The 11,867-nt window shown below is 39.2% G+C and carries 13 protein-coding genes; 11 read left to right on the top strand and 2 right to left on the bottom strand.

What is annotated here, in order from left to right:
* Nucleotides 1–4 precede the first annotated feature (4 nt).
* From purC to Q0A08_RS06130, 3 genes are all read left to right on the top strand, one after another.
* A complete protein-coding gene (gene purC, locus Q0A08_RS06140) occupies nt 5–721 on the top strand; it encodes a phosphoribosylaminoimidazolesuccinocarboxamide synthase (RefSeq protein ID WP_438465599.1) in 717 nt (238 codons plus the stop codon).
* A 127-nt stretch (nt 722–848) separates the two neighbouring features.
* Nucleotides 849–2,093 carry a lipoprotein-releasing ABC transporter permease subunit gene (locus tag Q0A08_RS06135; RefSeq protein WP_438465598.1) on the top strand — a complete coding sequence of 415 codons (1,245 nt, stop codon included), beginning with the start codon at nt 849–851 and terminating at the stop codon, nt 2,091–2,093.
* Entirely contained in the window at nt 2,086–2,781 is a 696-nt protein-coding gene (locus Q0A08_RS06130; protein ID WP_438465597.1) for an ABC transporter ATP-binding protein, read from the top strand. The genes Q0A08_RS06135 and Q0A08_RS06130 overlap by 8 nt, the downstream gene beginning before the upstream one ends.
* Nucleotides 2,782–2,828: 47 nt before the next feature.
* On the opposite strand, the gene Q0A08_RS06125 is transcribed toward Q0A08_RS06130, so the two are convergent.
* On the bottom strand, nt 2,829–3,281 hold the full coding sequence (locus Q0A08_RS06125) for a DUF2062 domain-containing protein (RefSeq protein ID WP_438465596.1): 453 nt from the start codon (nt 3,279–3,281) through the stop codon (nt 2,829–2,831).
* 111 nt (nt 3,282–3,392) lie between these two features.
* On the opposite strand from Q0A08_RS06125, the gene Q0A08_RS06120 reads away from it, so the two are divergent.
* From Q0A08_RS06120 to Q0A08_RS06085, 8 genes are read left to right on the top strand one after another with little or no spacing between them, the layout of a single operon-like run.
* Nucleotides 3,393–5,366 (top strand): ComEC/Rec2 family competence protein, encoded by a 1,974-nt coding sequence (locus Q0A08_RS06120; RefSeq protein ID WP_438465595.1) that lies wholly within the window; start codon nt 3,393–3,395, stop codon nt 5,364–5,366.
* An 11-nt stretch (nt 5,367–5,377) separates the two neighbouring features.
* Nucleotides 5,378–6,010, top strand: coding sequence for a MotA/TolQ/ExbB proton channel family protein (locus Q0A08_RS06115; protein WP_438465594.1), 633 nt, complete (start codon nt 5,378–5,380; stop codon nt 6,008–6,010).
* The gene (locus tag Q0A08_RS06110; protein ID WP_046019772.1) at nt 6,007–6,429 is read left to right on the top strand and encodes an ExbD/TolR family protein; all 423 of its coding nucleotides are present in this window, start codon (nt 6,007–6,009) and stop codon (nt 6,427–6,429) included. The genes Q0A08_RS06115 and Q0A08_RS06110 overlap by 4 nt, the downstream gene beginning before the upstream one ends.
* Complete coding sequence (gene lpxK / locus Q0A08_RS06105; protein WP_438465593.1) at nt 6,426–7,511, top strand: tetraacyldisaccharide 4'-kinase; 1,086 nt, start codon at nt 6,426–6,428, stop codon at nt 7,509–7,511. The genes Q0A08_RS06110 and lpxK overlap by 4 nt, the downstream gene beginning before the upstream one ends.
* A gap of 16 nt (nt 7,512–7,527) precedes the next feature.
* Nucleotides 7,528–7,722: a Trm112 family protein gene (locus tag Q0A08_RS06100; protein WP_046019774.1), complete on the top strand. Its 195-nt coding sequence runs from the start codon at nt 7,528–7,530 to the stop codon at nt 7,720–7,722.
* Nucleotides 7,706–8,191 carry a low molecular weight protein-tyrosine-phosphatase gene (locus tag Q0A08_RS06095; protein ID WP_438465592.1) on the top strand — a complete coding sequence of 162 codons (486 nt, stop codon included), beginning with the start codon at nt 7,706–7,708 and terminating at the stop codon, nt 8,189–8,191. Before Q0A08_RS06100 ends, Q0A08_RS06095 begins: the two co-directional genes overlap by 17 nt.
* Before the next feature lie 12 nt (nt 8,192–8,203).
* Complete coding sequence (gene murB, locus Q0A08_RS06090; protein ID WP_438465591.1) at nt 8,204–9,241, top strand: UDP-N-acetylmuramate dehydrogenase; 1,038 nt, start codon at nt 8,204–8,206, stop codon at nt 9,239–9,241.
* Nucleotide 9,242: 1 nt separating this feature from the next.
* Nucleotides 9,243–10,121, top strand: a complete 879-nt coding sequence (locus Q0A08_RS06085; protein WP_438465590.1) for a glutamate racemase — start codon at nt 9,243–9,245, stop codon at nt 10,119–10,121.
* Nucleotides 10,122–10,159: 38 nt separating this feature from the next.
* Here the strand turns inward: Q0A08_RS06085 and Q0A08_RS06080 are convergent, their stop codons facing one another.
* The gene (locus Q0A08_RS06080) at nt 10,160–11,806 is read right to left on the bottom strand and encodes a SulP family inorganic anion transporter (RefSeq protein ID WP_438465589.1); all 1,647 of its coding nucleotides are present in this window, start codon (nt 11,804–11,806) and stop codon (nt 10,160–10,162) included.
* Nucleotides 11,807–11,867 lie beyond the last annotated feature (61 nt).

Raw genomic sequence — 11,867 nt, 5'->3', positions numbered from 1 at the left:
TCCAATGGAAAAGCGTGAAGAACTATATGCAGGTAAGGCAAAATCTGTATTTAAAACAGATGACCCTGATAAAATGGTTCTCGTATTTCGTGATGATACGTCAGCATTTGATGGTAAAAAGGTTGAACAGCTAGACCGCAAAGGTATGGTGAATAATAAGTTTAACGCTTTTATTATGACCAAACTGCAAGAAGCGGGTATCCCGACACATTTTGAAGCACTATTGAGTGATACTGAGTGTTTGGTTAAATGTCTAGATATGATGCCTGTTGAATGTGTGGTGCGAAATATTGCTGCTGGCAGCTTATGCCGTCGTTTAGGTGTAGAAGAAGGTTTAGAGTTAAACCCACCAACATTTGAATTGTTCTTGAAGAACGATGATCTTGGTGATCCTATGATTAATGAATCCCATGTTGAAGTATTTGGTTGGGCTAAGCCTGAGCATTTAGCTATTGCTAAAGAGTTGACCTATAAAGTAAATGATGTGTTAAAAGACATGTTTGCTAAAGGCGGCATGCTATTGGTTGACTACAAACTTGAGTTTGGGGTTTTTAATGGTGAGGTTGTTCTGGGTGATGAATTTAGCCCAGATGGTTGCCGTTTATGGGATAGTAATACTCGTGAAAAACTTGATAAGGATAGATTTCGCCAAGGGTTAGGTGGTGTTATTGAAGCTTATGAAGAAGTTGGTCGTCGTATTGGAATCGACTTTGACGCTTAATGATGCGTTAAATACCAATGTATAGTTAAGATAAAAAAAGGGGGAAACCCCTTTTTTTATCTTTGTAAGATGCCAATTGATGTTATTTAAGTTAGTAAAAGAAATATTTAGATTTTAAGGATGTCATTTGTTTAACTTTTTACCTGTTCGTATCGGGCTTCGTTATGCTCGAGCAAAGCGGAATAATCATTTTATTTCTTTTATTAGTTTTTCATCTATTGCTGGGCTGGCTTTAGGTGTGGCTGTTTTGATTGTAGTTCTGTCTGTTATGAATGGATTTGATCGTGAATTAAGACAAAGAATTCTAGGTATGGTACCTCATGCTACTTTGTGGGGGAGTCCTAATTTACTTAATTGGCAGGCTGATGCTCAACTAGTTGAAGCTTTACCTGGGGTCCTTGGTGTTGCTCCTCATACGCAAGCACAAGTGATGTTTCAATCTAAAAAGGGTGTGCAAGGGGCGCTCTTGAACGGTATTGATCCTGAGTTAGAGGCAAAGGTTTCAATTATAGATGAGCATATGGTTAAAGGGTCTTTGCAAGCTTTAAATGATCAGTCATTTGGAATTATTCTGGGTGAACAGCTAGCAAAAATTTTAAGAGTTAAGTTGGGTGATAAGGTGACCGCTATTTTACCTGAAGCTAACGTTTCTATTGCAGGAATAACCCCTAGATTAAAACGATTTACCTTAGTTGGTATTTTTAAGGTTGGTGCTGAACTCGACTCAAGCCTAGCCTATATCCATGTTAATGATGCGGCTAAATTAAAGCGATTACCCAAAGGTCAGGTAGAGGCTTTAAGGATATCATTTGATAATTTGTTTAAAGCACCTACTGCAATTTGGGAGATAGCCAGAGCGGTACCTGGGCAAAATAGGGTGAGTGATTGGACTAAAACTCATGGTAATTTGTTTCAAGCAATTCAAATGGAAAAAACCATGATTGCCCTTTTGCTTTTACTTATTATTGCTGTCGCAGCATTTAATATTGTATCAACCTTGGTCATGGTCGTAACGGACAAGCAAACAGATATCGCTATTCTGCGTACTATGGGGTTAACCTCTGGGCAAGTTATGTGTGTGTTTATTGTACAAGGGGTTTTTATCGGTGCATTTGGCTCTATTTTAGGTCTTATATTAGGTGTGCTTGGTGCTTTGAATGTGAGTGCTGTGATTAGTTGGTTTGAAAAAGTTATGAATATTCAGTTTTTAAATGCAGATGTTTATTTCATTAGTTATTTGCCTTCTGAGTTAAATTGGCAAGATGTTAAGTTAATCATGATTTCAGCATTCATTATGACAGTGTTAGCAACGATTTATCCTGCGTGGCGAGCATCAAAAGTTCAACCGGCTGAGGCGCTGCGTTATGAATAATAAATTAGTATTAGAGTGTCGAAATCTAAGTAAAGACTATGATGATGGTAAGCATAAAGTCTCAGTGTTTGAAGAAATTCAGCTTGCGCTTAGAGCAGGAGAGACTGCCGCTATTGTTGGTGCATCTGGTTCAGGTAAAACAACCTTGTTAAACCTATTGGCTGGGCTGGACTTAGCTTCTAGTGGCGATGTCCTTTTAGATGGGGTGTCTTGGGCTAGCATGAAAGACAAGCATAGGGCGATCATGCGTAATAAAAACTTAGGTTTTGTTTATCAATTTCATCATCTTCTTCCAGAGTTTAGTGCGCTTGAAAATGTAATGATGCCCATGTTGATTGCAAATAAAAGTCGTAAAGTTAGTCAAACTAAAGCTAGCGCTTTACTTGAGCAGGTGGGCTTGGGGGCAAGGTTGGAACACAGACCTTCTCAGCTTTCGGGTGGTGAGCGGCAGCGAGTGGCAATAGCAAGAGCATTGGCGAACGACCCTGCTTGTGTCTTAATGGATGAGCCAACAGGTAACTTAGATGAGAAAACGGCTAATGAGATTCAAGCTCTGATTCAAAATTTGAAAGTCGAGTTAAATATGGCTTTCTTAATCGTAACGCATGATGAAGGGATGTTGGATTGGATGGATTCTGCTTACCGACTACATTTTGGAAAGATTCAAGATATAGAAATCGCTCGATGAAATGTGATTGAGGTCAAACAAGCCGGTGTTGATTCAATACCGGCTTTTTAATGTTTCTTTTTTGGCCTAAGCTTTCTTGCGTTCCAGCGTTTATTTACCTTGTGTCGCCAAAGTATCAAAATCGCTAAATAGCCTGTGATACCCGCTACGATTCCAGTAATGAGTGAGCCTATGTATAAAGGCAACCAGATATGTTCAAGTTGTCCCCAGATCCAGTCGATAGAAAGTTGAAATTCTGATCCATGGTGATTGCCAACCACTAAAGTGCCTATTAAATAGTTACAGTAAAATAGGAAAGGCATAGTAATTGGGTTGGAAACCCAAACTAAGGCAATAGAAAGAGGAATGTTTGCTCTTAAAGGAATGGCAAACAATGCCGCAGCTAGCATTTGTAAGGGCATTGGAAGTGCAGCCCAAAATAAACCGTTTAAAAAAGCTTTAGCAACAGATTTTCTATGTAAATGCCATAGTTCATGGTCATAAATCTTACTTCCTAACAAGGCTAAAAGTCTATTTTCCTTTAGCTTGTCTGGATGAGGTATAAATCTTTTAAAATATCGCTTTGGCATAGAGTGTTTTTCTAAAGTAGCTAAAAGGACATGGAGGTCTTAATGCTGCTAATGCAACTCGCATTGCTTATTTTGGGTGTTTTGTGCCCATATGAAATAAGACTCGGGTATTTTACTCATATCTTAATCTTCTGTCTCTATTTATTAGTGACTAAAAACTACAAACATCTGATTTTTATTACAATATTGATAATGAGTTTGTTATTAGTATGGGGGCAGCAGGGTCATGATCTCAAACTAAGATTGATGGATGTTTACCCCATTTCTATAGCGGATGTTAAGGCGCATTCTGAGTTCGAGTTTATCTCTGAAGCAGACCTTTTTTTAGATGAAGAGTTTGCTTGGTATCATGTGTTAGGTGTTAATAAACAGAGGTTTTCTCTCAAATTCTCTTTTGATGATGAACAAAAGAGTGAGCCATTAGTTAAAGGAGGCTTATCTAAAGAGTCAAAAAAATTGACGCTAAAACTCATTTCTATACAAAAAGCTGATGTAGGTGGAAGTTGGCTGCAAAAAAAATTATATCGAAATGGTTTGAGTGCAGAACTGAGCTTTCAAGTGCTTAGTTGGAATGACTCTCAAAAAAGGGGTCTTGATGCATCAAAATCGACTTTAAGGCTCAGTTTGACTCAGGAGATGGATGGTTTGTTCCATACACTTGAAAGTTGGCCTTACTTGAAGGCGCTGCTCATAGGGAATACTGAAGGGCTTAGCCAAAGAGAGCGTTGGTTTATTAAGTATTTAGGGCTGATGCATATATTTGTTGTTTCTGGATTGCATATAGGTTTTATATATCTAATAGTTTCTGTTGCTGCAAAATTATTATGGTTTGTATTACCCGGTTTTATTATTGAGTTTTTTGCACATAAATTAGTGTTTAAATTAGCTTTGTTACTGCCTGTTACATTATTTTATGCTTATTTATCTGGTTGGGGAGAGTCAGTTCAAAGGGCGGTTATTATGCTTTTTACTTGGCAAGTGATTAAGCTCTTTAGTGTTAAGCTAATTTCAACCAATGTACTCTTAATTAGCTTGTTTGTGATTTTATTGCTAAATCCTTTATCCATATATTCCGCTGGGTTGTGGCTTTCGTTCTCTTTAGTGCTTTTATTACTGCTATATTTTGAAAGTGATGCAAGGCAGTCTTTGCAGGCCGTTAAATTACAAGTGTTATTAAGCTTATGTGCTACTAGCTTGATTTTAGGCTGGCAAATCTCTGTATCTTCTGGTGTTATTTTAATTAATCTTATTTGTCTACCAATTGTTGGTCTCTTTCTATTTCCTTTGGCATTTATAGCTAGTCTAATTGGGCTAATTTTTACGGATATTAGTTTGATGCTTTGGTTGGATGGGTTGCTCATTTGGGCTCTATCTAAGTTAGATTACTTAATGTTGAATATGCCGTCTTTGTCACTAAATCGAGATTTAGGACTTGTTTTTAAGCTGACTCTCTATTTTGTATGCGTGATATGGGTGTTATATAGACACAAAGTGTATGTTTGGCTTTGTTTTCCTCTTCTCTTATCCATCATGATTTTTGCAGGTGTTTTAAATGGCCCTCAAAAAAACCTTTATCGTCTGTCAAATAATTCAAATATTTTGGCGTTGAAGTCTCAGCAAAAGAGTCCTTTGTTGTCATCATATTGGGTGAATAATGCATCTGAAATGTCACTTTTATGGATTGGTGATTATTTGGCTGATCTCGATATGCGGCCAAGGCTGTTAGTGTGGCCATTTTCAAATGCAAAGGTTACGGCGTCGGCTCTTAGGGCATTGTCACCAAGATGGATAATTTTAAAATCTCCTCCAGATTTAGAAAAGGTGGCTCTTCTGGATGCGATGAATGTGTCTTGGGTGGTTTTAGCTGAAGGAGAAGAGATAAAGTTTGAGTTTTGGCGGAAGCAATGGGTTATAAAACATTCTAACTGTTTGATTTTTTTAATTTCAGGTCAAGAAAGCAATTGTATGCGTGTTGCCGAGCTAGAGAGTGTGGTAAATTATTCGCCAAAGCATTAAGGGAGTTTTTTGTGTTAGATTTTATTCAATCTGGCGGTTTTTTTATGTGGCCGCTACTTGCCTGTTCTATTTTAACTTTAGCTATTGTCATTGAGCGTTTTTGGACGCTAAGGCGATCAAAAATAACTCCTCAAGGTATGCTAAATAACATCCTAATGATGTTGCGTGAAGATAAGCTGAATCGTGAAAATATACGTAAGCTACAACTTAGCATGGGAATGGGGTCTATTTTTGCTGCAGGCATTTTGAATTCAAAATACGGCCGCAACATTATGAAAGAAAGTATTCAAGAAGCTGCCAGTCATGTTATTCATGAGTTAGAGCGTTTTATGAATACATTAGGCACGATAGCTGCAATTTCTCCGCTATTAGGTTTGCTAGGTACTGTTGTTGGTATGATTAAAGTTTTTGCAGTGTTAATGGAACAAGGTGTTGGTGATACTGCGTTATTAGCTGGGGGTATTTCAGAAGCCTTATTAACAACAGCCGCAGGGCTTGGTGTGGCGATTCCAGCGCTTATTTTTCATCGTTTTTTTGCTCGTAGAATTGATGAGTTGGTTGTGACAATGGAGCAGCAATCAACAAAGTTGGTGGAAGTTATTCATGGTGACCGTGATGCTGTTTCCGCAGGAGGCAAGCGTTGAAGTTTAGACGTCAAAAAATTGATGAGGTAAATATTAATTTAACGCCTTTGATTGACGTTGTTTTCCTCCTACTTATCTTTTTTATGGTGACAACGACATTCAAGCAAACGGATGAGCTGACAATTGAGTTGCCCAGTGCACAGGCGTCACAAGTTTCTGACTCAGAGAAAAATAAAATTGAAATCCTCATAACGGCAGATGGTCAGTACACCCTGAATGGCATGACTCTAATTAATGAAAAAGCAGATACGCTTAAACAAGGTATTTTAGAAGTCTCTGAGGGCGATACACAAAGACCGCTCATAATTACGGCAGATGCTAAGGCATCTTATGAACTTGTGTTGCGTATCTATGATGCAGCAGCTCAACTGGGCTTTGCAAAGCTTGCTCATACGACAGCAAGAGAAACGCAAGAGTGAGTCTAGAAACATTATTTAATAAAGCTTGGTACGGTAAAAGTAAATGGACGCAGGTATTTATGCCTATCCTGCCACTTGTTTCTCATTTAGTGGGTAAAAAACGTCGCCAATATTTGGCTGATAGTAATAGGCACAATCAAGTAAATGTTCCTGTTATTGTGGTTGGCAATATTAGTATTGGCGGTACAGGCAAGTCTCCTATGGTGCTTGCTTTGATTGAAGTGTTGAAGTCGGCTGGATATTACCCAGGTATTGTTTCTCGTGGTTATGGCGTTGATGCGCCAGAGCCTATATTGGTAACTGAATCGTCGCTCGCAAGTGAGTGTGGCGATGAGCCTGTTATGTTGGCGCGGCGCTCTGCAAGCCCCTTAGTTATTTGTCAAAATAGAGTTGCTGCCATTCATGCATTACTGAAAGATAAGCGAGTTGATCTTGTTATTAGTGATGATGGTATGCAGCACTATGCTATGTCACGGGATATAGAAATACTCATGCTAGATGCTAAGCGTGGGCTTGGAAATGGTCGGTTATTGCCGGTAGGTCCTTTAAGAGAGCCTGCATCAAGGATGTTAGAAGTTGATTATGTGGTAAGTCTTATATCTGACCAGAATAAATTAGACAGAGAGAGTAAGAAGCAAGCGCTTGGTCGATTGTTACTTGGTTATCAAGGTATAGATGATTTTAGGGGGTTAGACTCAAAGTTAGTTACTGCACCCCTTAGTGCTAAAGGTTTAATTAATCTTAAGACAGGTGAGCATGCCTCTTTAGATTTATTAAAGAGCTTTAATGAATGTGAACTTGTCGCGGGTATTGGGAATCCAGAGCGGTTTTTACATACCTTGTTAGAGGCAGGTTTACCTTCTGGGTATACTGCTAACTGGTTTGGTGATCATCATAAATTTAGTGTAGAAAATATTGCTCAAAATGTTCCCGTGGTGATGACAGAAAAAGACGCAGTAAAATGTAAAGATCTTAATTTAGTGAATGAAAATGTATGGTATTTGCCTATTGAGGTAAGATTGCCAGTAGAATTTATAGAGTCACTGCTTACTAAAGTATTATCGGTTAGTGGCAAGGAATAGTTTTTAGGAAATTGAAATGAAAAAAGCATTGTTAGATATTTTAGTATGCCCAGTAACAAAAACACCTTTAGTTATGAATGAAGCTGGTACTGAGTTAATAAGTAAGGTTGGTGGTATGGCGTATCCAATCCGTGATGGCATTCCTGTATTGCTTGAAACAGAAGCGAGAACCTTGACGACAGAAGAGCGTCTTGATGAATCAAAAAAATAAGCCAGACCAACCTTTAAATGTTCTAGTTGTCTGTTTAGGTAATATATGCCGCTCTCCTGCAGCTCAAGGCATTTTAAAGGCAAATATTAATGATCGTGGTTTAAATATTAATGTGGATTCAGCTGGAACGGCTGCTTACCATATTGGAAAATCACCAGATAGTCGTTCTATAGCAACTTTAGCCTTAAGGTCGCTTGATATTAGTCGTCAGCAAGCAAGACAAATTAAACCAGTTGATTTTGAGCGCTTTGACTGGGTACTAGCCATGGATGAGTCTAACTTAAGCGATTTGCAGGCGAATTGTCCTACTGCCTTGCTTCATAAGGTGGTTTTGTTTTCACACTTCTCTGGTGTCAATGAAAGTGTTGCTGATCCCTATTATGGTTCTGATAATGGTTTTGAGCGTATGGCTGATCATCTGGAGCGATTGTCTCAATGCTTTCTCGATAATGTTGAGTCTGAGTTATAAGGTGTTTATCGAATGTCACAGATAGTTAAACCTGACTTTATTCAAGAGTATGTCTCGCTAAAGCCTCATAATAGTTTTCGTTTTGATGCTACCGCCAGATTTTATGGACAAATTACTCATTTATATCAACTTGATTTAGCGGTTAAATGGGCGAATGCAAACCGCGTATCTATTTGTATGTTGGGTGAGGGGAGTAACTTACTGCTAACGGGTGATCTTGACGCATTGGTGCTGATTAATAATTTAAAAGGTATTGCGTTATCTCGGTCTGAAAATTTTGCTGAATTAACTGTTTCAGCAGGAGAGAGTTGGCATCAGGTCGTAACTTATGCGGTAGATAATAGCTTTGCTGGTATTGAAAATTTAGCGTTAATACCTGGCTCTGCTGGAGCTGCACCTGTTCAAAATATCGGTGCTTATGGTGTAGAGGTTAAAGATACCTTAGCTCGTGTACAGGTTTTTGATAGATCTAGTGGTGAACTCCTATGGATTGATGCAAAAGAATGTGGTTTTGCCTATCGTGATAGTCACTTTAAAGGTATTTGGGCGGATAAGTACTTTATTACGGCCATATGTTTGAAGCTGAATTTGGATTGCCAGGTTAAAGTGTCTTATGGTGGTTTAGCTGAGGGGTTACCAAGTCAGCCGTCAATAAAGCAAGTGTTTGATCGTGTTTGCGAGGTTCGAACTGCAAAGCTCCCTGATCTGAAAATGATAGGGAATGCGGGGAGTTTTTTTAAAAATCCGATAGTTACAAATGATGAATATCAAAAAATTCATCAAAGTTATCCCGACCTTGTGGCTTTTGCTTTTGAAGGGCGGTGGAAGCTTGCAGCAGGTTGGATGATAGACAAAGCTGGTTGGAAAGGTGTTAGTCAAGATGGTGTGGGCGTTTATGAAAAACAAGCCTTGTGCCTTGTTAATCATAGTACCGACAGGGCTGATAGTTTGTTAAAACTTGAGCAAGATATTAAATTAGATATCAAACAAAAATTTGGTGTCGTACTGGAGCGTGAGCCAGTACAGCTCGGTAAGGTGCCATTAATTTAATATGACAGCTACTCAAGCTCAGCTTAAGGTTGGAGTGCTGGATTCAGGTGCTGGAGGTTTGACTGTTCTATCAGCCTTGCTTAAGTCGAGTCGCGCATATGAGTATCATTACTTTGCTGATGATGCTTTTGCGCCTTACGGTAGTTTGTCTATCGAAAATATGTGCACTAGATTAGAGAAAATCTGTCATTTCATGATTGAATTAGATATAAGTGTCTTAGTCATTGCTTGTAATACGGCTACTTTAGCTGCTATTTCTTATATTCGAAACCTACCTCTAGTTTTAAGTAATAAATTAATTGTGGTCGGTGTAGAGCCTGCGGTAAAGCCTGCTGGCTTAATGTTAGAAACCGGCGTTGTGAGTGTGTTGGCAACGCCTATTTCCTGTGATAGTCAGCGTCTTAAGTCTTTGATTCAAAATAACCTTCAAATAGAGAAAGCTAACTCCGATGCTTTTGTGAAGTATCACTGTATTGCGAGTCATGTACTGGCAAAAGCCATAGATGAATTGCCAGATAGTCAGCAAATCATTGAGCAGGAATTACTTCGAATTAAAGGGGTAATGATGTCTATGGATTCTCGTGTTCTTGTACTTGCCTGTACTCACTATCCTCTTATTAAGCCTATGTTTGAATCGCTGTTTGGCCAGGCTATTAGTATTATTGAGCCAAGCCAGGCCGTAGCGGATAGAGTGTTTGATCGTATTGATCAGGAGTTGAGGGTTGATAATTTGAGTGTGACTCAACAAGCTCTGTATTTGTATTCTAGTGCTGGCAGCAATGAGGTAACAAGATTGTATGCTTGGTTAGAAAGTTTGTTGGGGCAGATGTCAATGGCACGCTGGAAAGTGTATGAGACATCAAATTGCATGCTGGATTAGTCGATAAAACTAAAACTGACTAATCCAGATTTATTGCATCAGTTAAGGCTTAGGTTTGCTTTTTCAAGAGCCTCTTTTCTAGAGTCAACAAAAGCATCGTCTGGTAGTAATGCCGGAATTTTAAGTTTCTCAAGTCGATCGATGGCTTGTCCGTTAGGGCAGAAAATATAAACTTTGCAGCCAGATTCAACAGCATCTTTAATCGCATTTTCTAGTGCTAAGCCAACGGTTAAGTCCATCATGGGGACCGCACTGAGGTCTAATACCATAGCTTGATATTCTTTGACAGTGTTGTGGTGCTTAGCAATTGTCTTGCTTACCCCAAAAATCATAGGACCTGACAGGTAGAAAAATAAAATTTTACCATCAGCTTTATCAAGTAATTGAGTTTCTTCTGGTGTTAGAGGAGTGTCATCATCTGCATCGCTAATAGCTTTGATATTGCCAGACTGGAAGCGGCTTAGTTTTTCAATGGTTAAAATGTTTGCAATAAAAACCCCAATACCTACTGCCACCATTAAATCAACAAATACCGTTAGTAGCATTACCCCATACATTATGATGGTAGGAGACCATGCAACTTTATGTGCTCTTTGTAAGAAGCTCCAATCTAATATGTTTATACCAACATAGAGGGCGATACCAGCAAGTACTGCCATTGGGATTGATGCTGTTAAGTCTGCTGCCCACATCACAACTAAAAATAAGATGAAAGCTCTCACCATGCCAGATATGGGGGATCTAGCGCCAGACTGAACATTTACTACGGTGCCCATAGTTGCACCTGCGCCTGGTAAACCACCTAAGAAGCCAGAAATAAGGTTGGCAATACCTTGCCCAACGAGTTCTTTATTAGAGTCGTGTTCTTTGCGCGTTAAGCTATCTGCAATAACGGCTGTTAGCAGTGTATCAATGCAGCCAAGTGTGCCTAATACTAAGGCGTTAATGACCATATTGCCCATCATATCAAAGGTGAACGTCGGCCAGTGAAGGCTTGGTAAGCCAGATGGTATTTCGCCAATACGTCTTATGCTGTCTTGATCGAATATGATAATTGAAACAAGGGTGATACTGACAAGAGCGAGTAGTTGAGGTGGTACGTATTTTTGCCATTTTTTAGGCATGTAATATAAAACTGCTAGGGTCATTATGCCTAAAAATAATTCACCAAAATCCATGTTCATAACAAGACTTGGCAGCGCAGAAAGTGTACCAGGAACTCCGCCAGGTGGACTTGTCTGGCCTAAAAAAGGTGCGATTTGTAAAATGATAAGAATAATGCCTATTCCTGACATAAAGCCTGAAATAACACTGTATGGCATCAGGGTAATATATTTCCCCAGTTTTAACTTACCAAGGGTAATCTGGAATAGTCCGGCAAGCATTACCACTGTAAATGCCATAGCAAGGCCTTGCTCCGGGTGAGCTGCCATCATGGTGGTTAGAACTGCCGTCATGACAACCGTCATTGGTCCGGTTGGTTCAGAAATAAGTGAGGTGGAGCCGCCAAATACGGACGCAAAGAAGCCCACAAGAATGGCGCCCCAAAGTCCGGTTTCAGCGCCTGCGCCTGAGGCAACGCCAAAGGCAAGGGCAAGAGGGAGTGAGACGATTGCCGTAGTTAAGCCGCCAAAAAGGTCGCCTACAAAATGAAAATCTTTAAATCGAGAATCACCAAAAAACATAGATAATCCAGTAACAGGTTAAGCGTATAAAATTCTAATATAAAACAATGTAATAACTAAT

The organism is Marinomonas sp. PE14-40, from assembly GCF_051623805.1.
Taxonomy (GTDB): Bacteria; Pseudomonadota; Gammaproteobacteria; order Pseudomonadales; family Marinomonadaceae; genus Marinomonas.
The sequence above is the reverse complement of the archived record's forward strand: the minus strand, read 5'-3'. Positions and strand labels throughout refer to the sequence as shown.